We start from the raw sequence: 17,591 nt of genomic DNA on the forward strand, positions 1-17,591 counted from the left end.
ACGCTGCCTGGCGTGGGTCGGCCTGCCTTCCCGTAAGAGAGCGCACTTGATGGCCCATATTCTGATTGTCGAAGACGAGAAGATCATCCGCTCGGCGCTACGCCGGCTGCTCGAACGCAACCAGTTCCGCGTCAGCGAGGCCGGCTCCGTCCAGGAGGCCCAGGATCTCTACGACGTCGCGAGCTTCGACCTCGTCATCAGCGATCTCCGCCTGCCCGGTGCGCCCGGCACCGAGATGATCGATCTCGCTAAGGGCAAGCCGGTGCTGATCATGACCAGCTACGCCAGCCTGAGATCGGCGGTCGACTCCATGAAGCAGGGCGCGGTGGACTACATCGCCAAGCCCTTCGACCACGACGAGATGCTGCAGGCTGTGGCGCGCATCCTGGTGGAGCGCGAACAGCGGACGCCGAGCGCCGTCGAGGAAAGCCCTGCCCCGGCACCTGCCACCGGCGAGATCGGCATCATCGGCAACTGCGCGCCGATGCAGGACCTGTTCGGCAAGATCCGCAAGGTCGCGCCCACCGACTCCACCGTGCTCATCCAGGGGGAATCGGGCACCGGCAAGGAGCTGGTAGCACGGGCGCTGCACAACCTCTCGCGCCGGGCCAAGGCGCCGCTGATCTCGGTCAACTGCGCGGCCATCCCCGAGACGCTGATCGAATCCGAACTCTTCGGTCATGAGAAGGGCGCCTTCACCGGTGCCAGTGCCAGCCGCACCGGCCTGGTGGAAGCGGCAGACGGTGGCACCCTGTTCCTCGACGAAATCGGCGAATTGCCCCTGGAAGCCCAGGCACGCCTCTTGCGCGTGCTGCAGGAAGGCGAGATCCGTCGGGTCGGCTCGGTGCAGTCGCAGAAGGTCGACGTGCGCCTGATCGCCGCCACCCACCGCGATCTCAAGGGCCTGTCCAAGGTCGGCCAATTCCGCGAAGACCTCTTCTATCGCCTCAATGTCATCTCCCTGCGCCTGCCCGCCCTGCGCGAGCGCGGTGGCGACGTGATGGAGATCGCCCGGGTGTTCCTCGCCCGGCAGTCGGCACGCATGAGTCGTCCGGGACTGAAGTTCGGCGCCGAAGCCGAAGCCGCCATTCGGCACTACAGCTGGCCGGGTAACGTCCGCGAACTGGAGAACGCCATCGAGCGCTCGGTCATCCTCAGCGAAGGCCAGGAGATCAATGCCGACCAACTGGGCATCGACGTCGAGCTGGGCGAACTGGACCTGGCCGACAGCTACCTCGATCCGCTGCCCGCCACCGGCCTGGGTAACGGCAACGGCGCCCACGAGCCCACCGAGGACCTGTCCCTGGAGGACTACTTCCAGCACTTCGTCCTCGAACATCAGGATCACATGACCGAGACCGAGCTCGCCCGCAAGCTCGGCGTCAGCCGCAAGTGCCTCTGGGAGCGGCGTCAGCGCCTGGGCATCCCCCGCCGCAAGGCCAGTGCCAGCAGCGACGCCTCCTGAGGTTTTTACCGGAGCGCGGGAACCTCCTGGCGCTCCTGCGGTAACACCCCTCTCCCACCCGCCCCGTCCTTTGCAATGTGTTACCGCCGTAACAGGAAGCGGGTCCAGCGGTAACGAAAAATTGCCTGTAGCCTCCCTGGCAAAAGACTACATTTCTCATAAGTCATTGAAAAATGAGGGTTTTAAAAAACTGGCACGGCATCTGCTTTATGTTCTGGCACAAGAACAATAAAAACGTACCCACTCCATAACAAAAACAAGACGTAGCGACTCCAGCACAATAAGAACAAGCAGGCGGAGGCGTAGCTAACTGATCATTTTGGAGAAGAGTCGTCTTGCGGGATGGTCCGCGCGATGTCAGGACAGAGAACAACAAAACTGCCCCGAGGCAGCACCCGTACCAGGCAGAGCAGGCATGATCCTGACGGCATCAGCTTCCAAAGTAATCCGTTTGCTCTTGGCTCTAGACTTCAGAGCCTTTCCGGCGGCCGGTAACCGCACGGGACAGACCACACAAGAAAAACAAGAGGTCTGGATACACAATAAAAACAAAGCACGTACCACTTTGGGGGGGAGCTTCGGCTCCCCCAGTGCCTTTGACAGCCTTCCCTCCCTCGTTCAAGATCCCCTCCTTATCTATTGCGCAATGGTCCCTCCCAAGGTCCAGCTTGCGTATAGCCGTCTCTCCGAACAGAAACTCGCATGCTGAAGAAGCTGATCCAGACCCTGCGTTCGCCCCTGCGGCGCACTCCGCCCGCGCCTGCCCTGCCCATCGAACTGCCCCGCAGTCAGCATGCTCTGGAACGAGAGCGCATCAGCCGTCACGCCCTGAGCGTCGTCGACCGGCTGGAAAAGGCTGGCTATCAGGCCTATCTGGTGGGCGGTTGCGTACGGGACCTGCTGCTGGGCTTCACGCCCAAGGACTTCGACGTGGCCACCAGCGCCACCCCCGAACAGGTCCGCGCCGAATTCCGCAACGCCCGGGTCATCGGCCGCCGCTTCAAGCTGGTCCATGTGCACTTCGGCCGCGAGATCATCGAAGTGGCCACCTTCCGCGCCAACCATCCCACCGGCGATGCCGAGGACGAGACCCAAGGGTCGCGTCATGAGAGCGGCCGGATTCTGCGCGACAACATCTACGGCAACCAGGAACAGGATGCCCAGCGCCGCGACTTCACCATCAATGCGCTCTACTACGATGCCAGCGGCGAACGCATCCTCGACTACGCCAACGGTGCCCAGGACATCCGCCTGCGGCAGATTCGCCTGATCGGCGATCCCGAACAGCGCTACCAGGAAGATCCGGTACGGATGCTGCGCGCTGTGCGCTTCGCCGCCAAGCTGGACTTCGAGATCGAGACGGCCACCGCCGAGCCCATTGCCCGTCTGGCCCCGCTACTGCGCGATATCCCGGCGCCGCGGCTATTCGACGAGGTGATCAAGCTGCTGCTCGGCGGCAAGGCCGAGCGGACCTTCGAGCTGCTCTGCCAGTACGGTCTGTTCGCCCCGCTGTTCCCCGCCAGCGGCGAAGCCCTGGAGCGCGATCCCGAGTATGCCGGCAACCTGATCCGCCAGGCCCTGGCCAATACCGATGCGCGCATCCGCGAAGGCAAGCCGGTCACCCCGGCCTTCCTCTTCGCCGCCCTGCTCTGGCCCGCGCTGCCCGAGCGTGTCCGCCATCACCAGGCGCTTGGTCTGCCGCCCATTCCGGCCATGCAGGAAGCCGCCCACGACCTCACCCTGCAGCAATGCCAGCGCACCGCCGTGCCCAAGCGTTTCACCATGCCCATGCGCGAGATCTGGGACATGCAGGAGCGTCTGCCGCGGCGCCAGGGCAAGCGCGCCGACCTGCTGCTGGAGAATCCGCGCTTCCGTGCCGGCTATGACTTCCTGCTGCTGCGCGAGAGCGCCGGCGAGGAAACCGGTGGCCTGGGCGAATGGTGGACCCGTTACCAGGAAGTCGGTGACAGCCAGCGGCGCGAGATGATCAAGAACCTCAGCCGCGAAGAAGGCGCACCGGCCAAGCGTCGGCGCCGTGGCGGCAGCAATCGCAAGCGGCGCAGCGCCGACACCCCGTCGTCCGGCGAAGAATGATGGAGCGGGTCTACCTCGGCCTCGGCAGCAACCTGGCCGAACCACGGCGCCAACTGGAGGCAGCCCTGGCCGCCCTGGCCGCCCTGCCCGCCAGCCACCTGGTCGCGGTGTCGGCCTTCTACGCCAGCGATCCCCTGGGGCCACCCGACCAGCCGCGCTACGTCAACGCCGTGGCCGCCCTGGATACCAACCTCGCGCCTCTGGCGCTGCTCGACGCCACCCAGGCGATCGAGCAACAGCAGGGCCGTGTGCGCAAGGACGAGCGCTGGGGACCGCGCACCCTGGACATCGACATCCTGCTGTTCGGCGAACGGCTGATCGACGAGCCGCGCCTACAGGTGCCGCACTACCATCTGCACGCCCGGGCCTTCGTGCTCTATCCCCTGGCCGATCTCGCGCCCGCGCTGCAGCTGCCCGATGGCCGCCGGTTGCCGGACCTGCTGTCCGCCTGTCCTTTCGAAGGCCTGGAGCGACTGCTACCGTCGTCGTCAGTGCGGTAACACAGCCGTAACACCGAGCATTGACTTGTACCGAGCGCGCCGGGACTATAGCAGCCGTTTTCGCGCGGTCACTCCGCGCCCGCGGCGCCAGACAATAACCATAGCGCCGTCCCACGAGGACCCTTTGCATGCCTGATATCAGCCTCACGACCCTCCAGGGACTCAAGCAACGTGGCGAGAAGATCGCCATGCTGACCGCCTACGATGCCACCTTCGCCCAGGCCGCCAGCCAAGCCGGCGTCGAGATGCTGCTCGTCGGTGACTCCCTCGGCATGGTGCTGCAGGGCCACGACAGCACCCTGCCGGTCACCCTCGACGACATGGTCTACCACACCGCCTGCGTCAAGCGCGGCCAGGCCGGGGCCTTCCTCGTCGCCGACCTGTCGTTCATGACCTACGCCACCCTGGAGCAGACCCTGACCAGCGCCGGCCGCCTGATGCAGGCCGGCGCCCAGATGGTCAAGCTGGAAGGCGATGGCTGGCTGGCCGAGCCCATTCGTCGCCTGGCGGCCAATGGCGTGCCGGTCTGCGCGCACCTGGGCCTCACCCCCCAATCGGTCAACGTCTTCGGCGGCTTCAAGGTGCAGGGGCGCGATCCGCTGCGCGCCCAGCAACTGCGTGATGCGGCCAAGGAACTGGAGGAGGCAGGCGCCGCCATGCTGTTGCTCGAGTGTGTCCCCTCGGCCCTGGCCGAAGAGATCACCCGCGCCGCCCAGGTGCCGGTGATCGGCATCGGCGCCGGAGCCGCCACCGACGGCCAGGTACTGGTGCTGCACGACATGCTCGGTCTGGCGCTACGCGGCCGTACGCCCAAGTTCGTGCGTAACTTCATGGCTGGTCAGGACAGCATCCAGGCTGCCCTGGCGGCCTACGTCGCCGCCGTCAAGGACGGCAGCTTTCCCGCTCCCGAACACGGATTTTCCGCATGAAGACGGTCCATAGCGTCCGCGAACTGCGCGCCGCGGTCGCCGCCGCGCGCCGCCAGGGCCTGCGCATCGGCCTGGTCCCCACCATGGGCAACCTGCACGCCGGGCACATCGCCCTGGTGGAAACCGCCCGGCGCCACGCCGATTTCGTGGTGACCAGCATCTTCGTCAACCCGCTGCAATTCGGCCCGAGCGAGGATCTGGACAAGTACCCGCGCACCCTGGCGGAAGACAGTCGCCAGCTGAACGAGGCTCATTGCGACCTGCTGTTCGCGCCGGCGGTGAGCGAGATGTATCCCAATGGCATGGACGGCCTGACTCGGGTGAACGTCCCCGGCGTCTCCGAAGGCCTCTGCGGTGCGCGCCGCCCCGGGCATTTCGAAGGCGTGGCGACGGTGGTCACCAAGCTGTTCCAGATGGCGCAACCGGACGTGGCGGTCTTCGGCGAAAAGGACTATCAGCAGCTGGCGGTGATCCGCAAGCTGGTCCAGGACCTGGACATGCCCATCGACATCGTCGCCCAACCCACGGTAAGAGCCATCGACGGTCTGGCGCTGTCGTCGCGCAACGGCTATCTCGATGACCACCAGCGCGCCAGTGCGCCCTGCCTGTACAGCCTGCTCAGGCGTCTGGCCGATCAGCTCGCAGCCGGTGCGGCGGTCGAGCCGACGCTGGCCGCCGGTGTCGCCGAATTGCAAGCTCAGGGGCTTAAGGTCGACTATCTGGAATTGCGTGAGCAGCTGAGCTTGCAACCGGCCGGTCCGGACAGCGCCGCGCTGGTCCTGCTGGTAGCGGCCTACCTCGGCCGAACCCGCCTGATCGACAATCTGAGCTTTCGCCGCAGGGCCCGAGTGTGACGCAACCGAAGGTTAGCTCACCCGAACCTGCCTGAACCCTGGAAGCCCGGAACATACCGGGCTTTTTCATGCTCGAAGCGCGACGCCACGACCGGCGTCTCGCGGTCACCGACTTTCTCTTGCAAGCCAGCGGCTTGTGGGGCACAACAGCAAACAAGAGCCACCAAGGAAAAGCCTAGCCATGGAGTACTATCAACACCCCCTCGACGTGACCCAGCTCGCCTCCTGGAAAGCCCTGCAGGAACACCGCAAGGCCATGCAGAATTTCCGCATGCGCGATGCCTTCGCGGCCGACCCGCAGCGCTTCAAGCACTTTTCCCTGAGCAGCAGTGGTCTGTTCCTCGACTACTCCAAGAACCTCATCACCGAGCAGACCCGTGAGCTGCTGGTGAACCTGGCCCGTGAAGCGGGTCTCGAAGGGGCCATCCGTACCCTGTTCGACGGCGCCTACGTCAACTCGTCCGAGCATCGCCCGGCCCTGCATACCGCCCTGCGCCGCCCGGTGGGCGACAGTGTCCGGATCGATGGCCAGGACATCATGCCCGAGGTGCACCGGGTCCTGAACCAGATGACCCAGCTGGTCACCCGCATCCACAACGGCCTCTGGCGCGGCTACACCGAGAAGCCGATCACCGACGTGGTCAACATCGGTATCGGTGGCTCCTTCCTCGGCCCGCAGCTGGTCTCCGAGGCGCTGGTGCCCTTCACCCAGCGCGGCGTGCGTTGCCACTACCTGGCCAACATCGACGGCAGCGAATTCCGCGAGGTGACCTCCAAGCTCGCCGCCGATACCACCCTGTTCATCGTCTCCTCCAAGTCCTTCGGCACCCTGGAGACCCTGAAGAACGCCCAGGCCGCCCGTGCCTGGTGCCTGGCCCAGGGCTGCCCGGAGCCGGAACTGCACAAGCACTTCATCGCCGTCTCCAGCAACGTCAAGGTAGCGGTGGAATTCGGTATCGCCGAAGAGAACATCTTCCCCATGTGGGATTGGGTCGGTGGGCGCTATTCGCTGTGGTCGGCCATCGGCTTGCCCATCGCCCTGGCCATCGGCATGTCCAACTTCAAGGACCTGCTGGCCGGCGCCTACGCCATGGACCAGCACTTCACCAGCGCCCCCTTCGAAGAGAACATGCCGGTGCTGCTGGGCCTGCTCGGGGTCTGGTACGGCAACTTCTGGGGCGCCACCAGCCATGCCATCCTGCCCTACGACCACCATCTGCGTAACTTCGTGAAGCACCTGCAGCAGCTGGACATGGAGTCCAACGGCAAGAGCGTGCGCCAGGACGGCTCGCCGGTGAGCCTGGAGACCGGTCCGGTGATCTGGGGTGGCGTCGGCTGCAACGGTCAGCACGCCTACCACCAGTTGCTGCACCAGGGCACCCAACTGATCCCCGGCGACTTCATCGTGCCGGTGGTGAGCCACAACCCGGTGGCCGATCACCAGCAGTGGCTCTATGCCAACTGTCTGTCGCAGAGCCAGGCGCTGATGCTGGGCAAGACCCGCGAAGAAGCCGAGGCCGAGCTGCGCGAGAAGGGCCTGGGCGAAGCCGAGATCGCCAAGCTGGCGCCGCACAAGGTGATCCCGGGCAACCGCCCGAGCAATACCCTGGTACTGGAGCGCATCTCGCCGCGGCGCCTGGGCGCGCTAGTGGCGCTGTACGAGCACAAGGTGTTCGTGCAGAGCGTCATCTGGGGCATCAACTGCTTCGACCAGTGGGGCGTGGAGCTGGGCAAGGAACTGGGCAAGGACGTCTACCAGCACATCATCGGCCGCGCCGAAGGCAAGGCCGACGATGGTTCGACCCAGGGTCTGATTGATTACTTCCGCGGTCGTCATCGCGGCTGATCGTCTCCGGTCCGTTCCGAAAGGCGCCGCTCTGCGGCGCTTTTTCGTTTTGTCGCCTCGCTGAACCCCGGCAGGGCATCCGCGGCCTAAACTAGGAGCACAACAACACCAAGAAGGAGCCGGCCATGAGCCAACGCTACCCCGTGCCCGACAGCCTGGGCGCCCGCGCCCATCTCGACGAAGCCCGTTATCGCGAACTCTACCAGCGCTCGGTGGAGCAGCCGGAACGCTTCTGGAGCGAGCAGGCCAATGCCCTGCTCGACTGGTTCCGCACCTGGGACGAGGTGCACAGCGGTGACCTGCGCAAGGGACAGACCCGCTGGTTCAGCGGCGGCCAGCTCAACGTCGCCTACAACTGCATCGACCGCCACCTGGGCGCCCGCGGCGACCAGACCGCCATCCTCTGGGAAGGCGACGACCCCGCCGACAGCCAGGCCATTTCCTATCGCCAACTGCACGAACGCGTTTGCCGCCTGGCCAATGTGCTCAAGGATCGCGGGGTCAAGAAGGGCGATCGGGTCTGCCTCTATATGCCGATGATCCCCGAAGCCGCCTACGCCATGCTGGCCTGCGCGCGCATCGGTGCGGTGCATTCGGTGGTATTCGGCGGCTTCTCGCCCGAGGCGTTGCGCGACCGCATCCTCGATTCCGATTGCCGGGTGGTGATCACCGCCGACGAGGGCGTACGCGGCGGCAAGCATATCTCGCTCAAGGCCAACGTCGACAAGGCCCTGGCCAAGTGCCCGGACGTCCACACGGTAATCATGGTCGAGCGAACCGGCGCCGCCGTGGCCCGCCAGGAGGGGCGCGACCTGCCCTACGCCCAGGCGGTCTCCGCAGCCTCGGCCGAGTGTCCGGCGGAGCCCATGGACGCCGAGGACCCGTTGTTCATCCTCTACACCTCCGGCTCCACCGGCAAACCCAAGGGCGTGCTGCACACCACCGGCGGCTATCTGCTCGGTGCCACCCTGAGCTTCAAGTACCTGTTCGACTACCACGAGGGGCAGGTCTTCTGGTGCACCGCCGACGTCGGCTGGGTCACTGGGCACAGTTACATCGTCTACGGCCCTCTGGCCAACGGCGCCACCACCCTGATGTTCGAGGGGGTACCGAGCTATCCCGATGCCAGTCGCCTCTGGCAGGTGGTGGACAAGCATCAGGTCAACATCTTCTACACCGCGCCCACCGCCCTGCGCGCCCTGATGCGCGAAGGCGACGCCCCGGTACAGCGCACCTCGCGCCAGAGCCTGCAACTGCTGGGCAGCGTCGGCGAGCCGATCAATCCCGAGGCCTGGGAGTGGTATCACCGGGTGGTAGGCGAAGGGCGTTGCCCCATCGTCGACACCTGGTGGCAGACCGAGACCGGCAGCATCCTCATCGCTCCGCCACCCGGCGCCCTGGCGCTGAAACCGGGCTCGGCCACCCTGCCCTTCTTCGGTGTCCAGCCAGTGCTGCTGGACGAGCAGGGCAAGGAAATCGACGGGCCCGGCAGTGGTGTCCTGGCGATCAAGGCCAGTTGGCCGAGCCAGATCCGCACGGTGTATGGCGATCACCAGCGGCTGATCGACACCTATTTCAGTGCCTATCCTGGTTACTACTTCACCGGCGACGGTGCGCGGCGTGACGAAGACGGCTACTACTGGATCACCGGACGTGTCGACGACGTGCTTAACGTCTCCGGCCATCGCATCGGTACCGCCGAGGTGGAGAGCGTACTCACCGAGCATCCGGACGTCGCCGAGGCCGCGGTGGTGGGCTGCCCCCACGAGGTGAAGGGCCAGGCGGTTTACGCCTTCGTCACCACCAAGGGCGGGGTAACGCCAAGCGACGAACTCAAGGCCCGGCTGCGCCAGCAGGTGGCCGACGAGATCGGCAGCTTCGCCAAGCCGGAATTCCTGCAGTGGGCCCCCGCGCTGCCCAAGACGCGCTCGGGCAAGATCATGAGACGCATCCTGCGCAAGATCGCCTGTGATGAGCTGGACAGCCTGGGCGATACCTCGACCCTCGCCGATCCGTCGGTGGTCGACAGCCTGATCGAGGCGCGACTCAACCGCGCCGACCAGGGCTGAACGGCACCCAATGAAGAGCCCCGCATCAGGGAAGATAGGCTGGGTGCCCACGGCTGAGGCTTGGATCGAGCTTGAATGACACCATCGCGGCCATGGGCCGCTCCTACAGCGGACCCTATCTGTAGGAGCGGCCCATGGCCGCGATCGAAACGTCCGCAGCGGCTAACCGTTGTGGCTGCGCTAAAGCGGCTGCGGTAGAGGTCCCGGTGGTTGCCCGTGCAAGAGACCCAATGCCGATCACTCAAAGCAGAACACCGCGTTCTTTTCGAAGAAACGCGGTGTTCTCTGTGCTCACCAAGGTAGCTGAAAGCGCAGGGCGAATTGCGCCACAGCTACCACAGGCGAAGCTTTTTTTTACGAGGCTGCTCGTTAGTGGGCGGCCTGCATCCGGTGCTTGAGGTCACGCATGCGATCATGGGTCGCACGGGCCTTTTCCAGCTGGCTGCGCAGGTTGGCCTGGGCATCCGGCGTGGCATGTTCGTTCACGGCGCGTTCCAGGGCGTGCAGCAGGCGGTCTTCCTGCTCTTCCAGTTCGCTGACGTAGGTGACTTCTTCCTTCTCCTTGCTGGCGAAGGAAGTTTTGACGTCGGTGTAGTACTTGCGGAAGCTGCCGGCGAAGGTGCCTTGCTCGGCGGGCTTCTCGCCAGCGGCCGAGACCTGGCTGCTCAGGGCGCTGATGATCTCGGTCTTGCTATGGGCGATCTCGGTGAACAGCGCCTTGAGCTCGGGATTCTTCACTTCGGTGAGGGCATGCTCGTAGAAATTCTTGCCATCACGGGCGATCTCGATCAGATCGTTGAGGGTTTCGGTCGTGCTGGTCATGACGCTTCTCCAGGGTGATGGGCAACGGCAACCCGTCGAGCGGGCTGCCGTCGGTGTCAGGCGTTACTGCGCGGCTTTGAGCGCATCGGCCGAAACGGCCTTGACACCCTTGATGGCCTTGGCTTCTTTGATCGCCAGGTCGCGCTGGGCTTCGGTAGCCACGGTGCCGGACAGGGAAACGACGCCCTTGTTGGTCTCGACCTTGATGGCAGTACCCTTGATGTGTTCGTCAGCCAGGAAGGACGCCTTGACCTTGCTGGTGATCCAGGTGTCGGAGGCGGCTTCTTCGGTCTTGTCCACGGTGTTGTTGGCGGCCAGGGTCATGTTCTGGCTGGTGGCAGCAAAGGCACCGCCGGCCAGCGGCAGGCTCAGTACGGAAGCGGTGACGGCAGCGAGGGCAAAGGTACCGAAAGTCTTTTTCATGAGGTGACTCCTGTTTTCCTTGGTTGTACTGCGCCCGGTCCTGGCAGCAGCGACTTCCATGTAGAGCGCAACGGTTTCGCCGAATTCCAAAGAGTTTAAAAGACTAATAAAATCAATTATTTAAGTAAAAACTCCGTTGGCAAGGAGCGGGCAAAATGCAATCCGTCGATAAAATCGCCAGGCAAATTGCACGGTGACGGCCAGCAGCAACCCCGGGCTCTGGCGAGCGTCTTCCGCCAGACCAAGGACCGGGGACAGGGCGTCGTGATTCGGTATTTTTCTGCCCGGTGAAACCAGAACTGCCGCACGTTTTACAGGTCAATGCTCAATTGAACCCGACCCCCATGATCGGGCCTTAGAGGATCCGGGATGCGGCTTCCTTCTCCTGCACGCATTGCCCTGACGTATCTGGTGCTGAGCACCCTTTGGGTAGTCGGCAGCGATGCCCTGTTGCAGGCGCTGATCGGCGAGGAGGCCAGCCACTATCCCTGGCAGACCTTCAAGGGACTGGGCTTCGTCACTCTGGTGGCACTGGTGCTCTATGGCCTGATGCAGCGACAGTTCCGCCAGCGCGAGGGCGTCATCTTGGCGCTGGAGGCGCAACGCGCCACCCAGGACTTCATCCAGCGGCTGACCAATACCGGCGACTGGCAGCTGCTGCCCGATGGCCGCCTGCTCTGTTCCGAACGCACCCTGGTGATGCTGCATCAGCCCAAGGGCAGCGACCCCTTGGATTTCGCCACCATCGTCGCCTGCGCACGCGCCGATGATCGTGATCACGTGCGCAGCATGCTCGAACGCCTGCTGCACATGCAGGGCCCGCTGAACTTCTCCGCGCATTTCGACGACGGTGCGGGCAGTTGGCGCTGGCTCAACTGGCAGAGCGACTTCGACGAGGCCGGCGTCACCCGCGGCGCCCTGGTCGACATCACCAGCCACAAGCTGGCCGAGCAGGCCCTGCAGGACAGCCAGCGGCGCTATCGTGAGCTGGTCCAGCACCTGCCGCTGGTGGTGTTCGCCAGCGATCATCGCGGCCGCTGGCAATTCCTCAACCCGGCCTGGGAGGCGCTCACCGGCCAGGGCCCGACCCAGCAGCTCAACCAGCCCCTGGACCAGGCCTTCCATCCGCAGGATGGCGCCCGCCTGCGTCAGCTGGTTGCCGAGTTCGCCGGCGGCCAGCGCCTGCACTGGAGTGGCGTGGTGCGGTTGCGCCTGTCGGTGGAAAGTCACCGCTGGATGCAGATGGAACTGCGCGCCGGCCTGGACGGCGAGATCCAGGGCACCCTGACCGACATCCATCACGACTACCAGGCCCAGCAGCTGCAGCAGGCCCGTAGCGATGTTCTCGACGACCTGTTGACCGGTCTGCCGCTGGCGGAAATCCAGCAGGGGATCGCCCTGCGCCTGGAGCGCATCTATCCGGAGATGCGCGTCGCCCTGCTGCTGGATGACCAGGGCGAACATTTGCGCGTGGCCGCGGCGCCCAGTCTGCCGCCCGCCTTTCGGGCGGCCCTGGAAAGCGTTCCGCGGCAACGCCACGACCAGGGCTGCTGTAGTGCCGTCGCCAGCAACGCCCCGGTCTTCACCATCGACATCGAACTGGACCCGGCCTGGCAGCCGCTGTTGCCGGCCGCCCTGGCCGCCGGTATTCGCGGTGCCTGGGCCTTGCCCTTGCAGGACGAGCAGCAGCGGGCGGTTGGCGCCCTGGGCATCTACTACGGCGAACCGCGGCTGCCGGAGCCGGAAACCCAGGCGCTGATCACCGAATTCACCCGCCTGGCGGTGCTGGCGATCCGTCAGCAGCGAGTCGTCCAGGCCCAACGCGCCAGCGAGGCGCGCTATCGCGGCATCTTCGAGCAGGCCTACACCGGCATCATGCTCAGCGACCTGCATGGCCGCTGGCTGAGCGTCAACCACCACTTCTGCCAGATGCTCGGCTATTCGCAGCCGGAACTCCTGCAGCGCGATGCCGCCTCGGTCACCCACCCCGACGAACGGCCGCTGGGCGCTGCGCTCCGGCAGCAGTTGGTCGATACCGGCCAGGATCGCTACACCCTGGAGAAGCGCTACCTGCACCGCAACGGCCAGCCGGTCTGGGCCAACGTCACCACCCGGCTGATCCGCGACGACCAGGGCGTTCCCCAGTACTTCATCAGCACCGCCCAGGACATCACCCTGCGCAAGCAACAGGAGGAAAGCCTGCGCCAGGCTGCAGCCATGTTCGAGAACAGCCGCGACGGCCTGCTGCTGCTGGACGAGCGCCGCTGGATCCTGGCGGTGAATCCGGCCTTCGCCCGCCTGCTGGGCACCCAGGAAGGCACCCTGCTCGGCCAGCGCCTCGGCCTGCCCAGCGGCGGCCGCCAGGACCAGCGTTTCTACCGCGACCTCTGGCGCACGGTGCGCCGCGAGGGACGCTGGGAAGGCGAACTGCTCTGGCCACGACTCGACGGTAGTACCTTCCCGGCCTGGACCGCCATCGACACCCTCTACCCACGGGAAAGACGCCAGTACACCGTCACCGTCAGCGATACCTCTCGCCTGCACGAAAGCGAGGCGCGCCTGAGCCATCTGGCCCACCACGACCCCCTTACCGACCTGCCCAATCGCCTGCTGGCCCGTACCCGGCTGGAACATGCCCTGGCCCTGGCCGAGCCCCAGGAATACCTGGTCGCGGTGCTGGTCCTGGATTTCGATCATTTCCGCACGGTCAACGAAAGCCACGGCCATGCCCTGGGCGACGAACTGCTGGTGGAGTTCGCCGCGCGGCTGCGGGCCCTGCTCAGCGAAGACATCACCCTGGCGCGGCTCGGCGGCGATGAGTACCTGGTCATCATCGAGCGCCTCGACCGCCCCGAATTCGCCGCCCAGATCGCCCAGGCGATGCTCGCCAAGCTGGAGCAGCCCTTCCACCTCGGCGACCACGACATCTATCTGAACGCCAGCATCGGCATCAGCCTCTTTCCCGACGACGGCGCCACCGCCGACGATCTCATGCGCAATGCCGATGCGGCGATGCACCAGGCCAAGGACCAGGGTCGCGATACCTTCCGCTTCTATACCCAGGCCCTCACCGAACAGTCGCGGCGCCGTCTCAACCTGGAATCGCGGCTGCGCACGGCGCTCAAGCGTGGTGACTTCGTCCTGCACTACCAGCCGCTGATGAGCGTGAGCACGGCGCAGACCATCGGCGTGGAAGCCTTGGTCCGCTGGCAGGACCCGGAGCTGGGGCTGATCCCGCCGGCGGAATTCATTCCCCTGGCCGAAGAGACCGGGCTCATCGTGCCCCTGGGCGATTGGATCATCGAGGCGGCCTGCCAGCAGATGCACGATTGGCTGGAGCGCGGTCTGGAACTGCACACCTTGGCCATCAACATCTCGCCTCGCCAATTCGCCAAGCGCGACCTGGCCAGCACCATCTCCCGGGCCCTGGCGCGCAGCCGCCTGCCGGCGGAGCACCTGGAGCTGGAGATCACCGAAGGCACCCTGATGGACAACGTCGAGGAAGCGCTGCTCTCGCTCGCGACCCTCAAGACGCTGGGCGTGCGCATCGCGGTGGACGACTTCGGCACCGGCTATTCCTCGCTGGCCTACCTGCGCCGCTTCCCGCTGGACAAGCTCAAGATCGACCAGAGCTTCATGCACGAGCTGCGTAGCGACAGCGGCGCCCACAGCAGCCAGGCCATCGCCGCGGCCATCATCGCCTTGGGCCAGGGCCTGGACCTGGACGTACTGGCCGAGGGGGTGGAAACCACCGAGCAGTGGGACATCCTGCGCAAGCTGGGCTGCCAACAGTGCCAGGGCTTTCTGTTCAGCCAGCCGCTGCCACCCCGGGAGTTCGAGGTCTGGTACACCGAGCGCCAGCGGACTCGCGCCTGAAATTAAGCGACGAACTGTCACTGTCCTGCAAACGAAACCGCTCTAGACTCGACGTTCCACCTTTCGTCTGTTCCCGAGGGCATCAGCATGAAGATCGTGGTCCGTCCGTTGCGCAAGTCCAGCACCAGTGCCTGGCAGGTCTGTCTCGACAAGCAAGCCATCACCTTTCTCAGCGAAGCCGACGCCCGTAGTTACGTCGCCACCCTGGAAGCGCGCATCGCCGCGCCCCATCCGCTACCCCTGCGCGAGGCGGCACCAGCCGCGAGCGTACCGCTCTAGCGGCCTCCACTACTCATACTGAAAGTCATCCCGGTGGCCACGATTCAAACGGCCACCGGGTATGACTCCATGCCCGCTCCAATGGCCTTTTCGATAGCCGGCTATTAATTATGTAACTTTTGCGCTGTCCACCCCATCCTACTTCCAGGCCTCGCGTTCGCGAGGTCTCGCTGTCTGATGGATCTGGAACGCCCATGCTCGAACTCGCTGCTGCCTTCATCTGCTTCACCTCCCTGCTGACCTACCTCAACTACCGCTTCGTCGGTCTGCCACCCACCATCGGTGTCATGGTCATCGCGCTGATCTTCTCGGTCGGCCTGCAGAGTCTGACCTGGCTGGGCTTTCCCGGCCTGGAACATCGTATCGGCGAACTGCTCGGACAGATCGACTTCAACGACCTGCTGATGAACTGGATGCTCGGCTTCCTGCTGTTCGCCGGTGCGCTGCACGTCAATCTCAAGGATCTGCGCGACTACAAGTGGGCCATCGGTGGCCTGGCTACCCTCGGCGTGGTGATCTCCACGGTGCTGATCGGCTACCTGACCTTCTGGATCTTCGGTTGGCTCGGCTGGCACGTCGACCTGCTCTACTGCCTGATCTTCGGCGCCCTGATCTCGCCCACCGACCCCATCGCCGTGCTCGGCATCCTGCGCTCGGCAGGCGCCCCCAAGTCGCTGGAGACCACCATCGTCGGCGAGGCCCTGTTCAACGACGGCGTAGCCGTGGTGGTCTATTCGGTGCTGCTGGGGGTGATCCAGCTGGGCGAGACGCCTACCGTGCATGCCGCGCTCTGGCTGTTCCTCGAAGAAGCCGGTGGCGGCATCCTCTTCGGCCTGGTGATCGGCTTCCTCTGCTACTGGCTGATGCTGAGCATCGAGCAGCACCAGATCGAGGTGATGCTGTCCCTGGCGCTGGTGATCGGCGGCTCGACCCTGGCCAGCCACCTGCACGTCTCCGGTCCCATCGCCATGGTGGTGGCAGGCCTGATCATCGGCAACCTGGGCCGTACCAAGGCCATGAACGACTTCACCCGCCGCTACCTGGATGGCTTCTGGGAGCTGATCGACGAGATCCTCAACGCCCTGCTGTTCGCCCTGATCGGCATGGAACTGCTGGTGCTGCCGTTCAGCTGGACGCACCTGGGCGCCGCGCTGCTGGTGACCCTGGCGATCCTCTTCGCTCGCTGGATCAGCGTGGCGCCGGTGGTGCTGCTCAGTCCGCACTGGCGCAACATGACCCGCGGCACGGCGCGCATTCTCACCTGGGGTGCGCTGCGCGGCGGTGTCTCGGTGGCCCTGGCGCTGAGTCTGCCGGCCGGTCCCGAGCGGGATCTGATCCTGGCGCTGACCTATATCGTGGTGCTGGTGTCCATCCTCGGCCAGGGCCTGACCATCGGCCGGGTGGTCAAGGGTGTCACCGGTCAGGCGCCGGTCGCCCGCGACGAACACCACTGAGGCCCGGAAAGGAAAGAACCCCGCCGAGGCGGGGTTCTCTGTGACAGGGCGCGGCGCTCAGCGCGGCAGGTTGCGCCCGGAGAAGATCTCGCGCATCTCGTGCTTGAGACGCTGGGTGATCTGCTGGCGCTGCTCGGCCGAGAGACTGCGGGAGGCGTCGCCGAACAGGTAGTTGTCCAGTTCGAATTCCTTGAGCAGCATCTTGGTGTGGAACAGGTTGTCCTGGTACACGTTCACGTCGGTCATCTGATAGGCCGCACGGGTGTCTTCGGACAGGTAGTTCTGGATCGAATTGATCTCGTGGTCGATGAAGTGCTTGCGCCCTTCGATGTCGCGGGTGAAGCCGCGCACCCGGTAGTCCACGGTGACGATGTCCGAGTCGAACTGATGGATCAGGTAGTTCAGGGCCTTGAGCGGGGAGATCACGCCACAGGTGGAGACGTCGATGTCGACGCGGAAGGTGGCGATGCCGTCGTCCGGATGGATCTCCGGATAGGTGTGCACCGTGATGTGGCTCTTGTCCAGGTGACCGAGGATGGTCTCGCGCAGCGGACCGGGCGACTCCTCGATCTGGCTCTCGGTCGGCTCGACCGGTTGCTCGGAGATCAGGATGGTCACGCTGGCGCCCTGGGGATCGTAATCCTGACGCGCGATGTTGAGGATGTTGGCCCCGATGATGTCGACTACGTCGGTCAGGATCTGGGTCAGACGCTCGGCGTCGTATTCCTCGTCGATGTACTGAACATAGGCCTGTTGATCTTCCGACGTCTCGGCGTAGCAGATGTCGTAGATGTTGAAGCTCAAGGTCTTGGTCAGGTTATTGAACCCATGGAGCCTGAGTTTGCTTTTCACGGTGGTAAAGCTCCCGTCGTGCGGTCTCTGACCGCGGTCCTGAATGCCCGTCAGTTGCGGATTGCGCAAGCTGCGTAGGGCGGCGAACACCTCTTCGCGATGGCGATTGGCTGTACTTGTCGGGGCCG

General features: G+C 64.9%; 13 protein-coding genes. 10 read left to right on the forward strand and 3 right to left on the reverse strand.

Annotated elements, in window-relative coordinates:
• The first annotated feature begins 49 nt into the window (after positions 1-49).
• The 7 genes from QZ471_RS23270 (at position 50) to acs (ending at position 9,757) form a co-directional block, all read left to right on the forward strand.
• Positions 50-1,465: a sigma-54 dependent transcriptional regulator gene (locus QZ471_RS23270; RefSeq protein WP_295468362.1), complete on the forward strand. Its 1,416-nt coding sequence runs from the start codon at positions 50-52 to the stop codon at positions 1,463-1,465.
• A gap of 702 nt (positions 1,466-2,167) precedes the next feature.
• Positions 2,168-3,559, forward strand: coding sequence for a polynucleotide adenylyltransferase PcnB (locus tag QZ471_RS23275; protein ID WP_295468364.1), 1,392 nt, complete (start codon positions 2,168-2,170; stop codon positions 3,557-3,559).
• The gene (gene folK, locus QZ471_RS23280) at positions 3,556-4,059 is read left to right on the forward strand and encodes a 2-amino-4-hydroxy-6-hydroxymethyldihydropteridine diphosphokinase (RefSeq protein ID WP_295468366.1); all 504 of its coding nucleotides are present in this window, start codon (positions 3,556-3,558) and stop codon (positions 4,057-4,059) included. The genes QZ471_RS23275 and folK overlap by 4 nt, the downstream gene beginning before the upstream one ends.
• 128 nt (positions 4,060-4,187) lie before the next feature.
• Positions 4,188-4,988: a 3-methyl-2-oxobutanoate hydroxymethyltransferase gene (panB, locus tag QZ471_RS23285; protein WP_295468368.1), complete on the forward strand. Its 801-nt coding sequence runs from the start codon at positions 4,188-4,190 to the stop codon at positions 4,986-4,988.
• Entirely contained in the window at positions 4,985-5,842 is an 858-nt protein-coding gene (gene panC, locus QZ471_RS23290; protein WP_295468370.1) for a pantoate--beta-alanine ligase, read from the forward strand. Before panB ends, panC begins: the two co-directional genes overlap by 4 nt.
• Before the next feature lie 181 nt (positions 5,843-6,023).
• Positions 6,024-7,688 (forward strand): glucose-6-phosphate isomerase, encoded by a 1,665-nt coding sequence (gene pgi / locus QZ471_RS23295; protein ID WP_295468372.1) that lies wholly within the window; start codon positions 6,024-6,026, stop codon positions 7,686-7,688.
• A gap of 125 nt (positions 7,689-7,813) precedes the next feature.
• Positions 7,814-9,757, forward strand: a complete 1,944-nt coding sequence (gene acs / locus QZ471_RS23300) for an acetate--CoA ligase (protein ID WP_295468374.1) — start codon at positions 7,814-7,816, stop codon at positions 9,755-9,757.
• Between the two features lie 369 nt (positions 9,758-10,126).
• Here acs and QZ471_RS23305 read toward each other — a convergent pair whose 3' ends face one another.
• A complete protein-coding gene (locus tag QZ471_RS23305; RefSeq protein ID WP_295468376.1) occupies positions 10,127-10,579 on the reverse strand; it encodes a PA2169 family four-helix-bundle protein in 453 nt (150 codons plus the stop codon).
• 63 nt (positions 10,580-10,642) lie between these two features.
• Complete coding sequence (locus tag QZ471_RS23310; protein ID WP_007159717.1) at positions 10,643-11,002, reverse strand: BON domain-containing protein; 360 nt, start codon at positions 11,000-11,002, stop codon at positions 10,643-10,645.
• A 369-nt stretch (positions 11,003-11,371) separates the two neighbouring features.
• On the opposite strand from QZ471_RS23310, the gene QZ471_RS23315 reads away from it, so the two are divergent.
• The 3 genes from QZ471_RS23315 to QZ471_RS23325 all read left to right on the forward strand — a co-directional run bounded on the left by QZ471_RS23315 (position 11,372) and on the right by QZ471_RS23325 (position 16,611).
• Complete coding sequence (locus QZ471_RS23315) at positions 11,372-14,878, forward strand: EAL domain-containing protein (protein ID WP_295468379.1); 3,507 nt, start codon at positions 11,372-11,374, stop codon at positions 14,876-14,878.
• A gap of 87 nt (positions 14,879-14,965) precedes the next feature.
• Positions 14,966-15,157 carry a hypothetical protein gene (locus QZ471_RS23320; RefSeq protein ID WP_295468381.1) on the forward strand — a complete coding sequence of 64 codons (192 nt, stop codon included), beginning with the start codon at positions 14,966-14,968 and terminating at the stop codon, positions 15,155-15,157.
• 194 nt (positions 15,158-15,351) lie between these two features.
• On the forward strand, positions 15,352-16,611 hold the full coding sequence (locus QZ471_RS23325; protein ID WP_295468382.1) for a sodium:proton antiporter: 1,260 nt from the start codon (positions 15,352-15,354) through the stop codon (positions 16,609-16,611).
• Between the two features lie 57 nt (positions 16,612-16,668).
• Here the strand turns inward: QZ471_RS23325 and speD are convergent, their stop codons facing one another.
• Positions 16,669-17,463, reverse strand: coding sequence for an adenosylmethionine decarboxylase (speD, locus tag QZ471_RS23330; protein WP_295468384.1), 795 nt, complete (start codon positions 17,461-17,463; stop codon positions 16,669-16,671).
• Between the last annotated feature and the right edge of the window lie 128 nt (positions 17,464-17,591).

This window comes from uncultured Pseudomonas sp. (assembly GCF_913774235.1).
Classification (GTDB): Bacteria; Pseudomonadota; Gammaproteobacteria; order Pseudomonadales; family Pseudomonadaceae; genus Chryseomonas.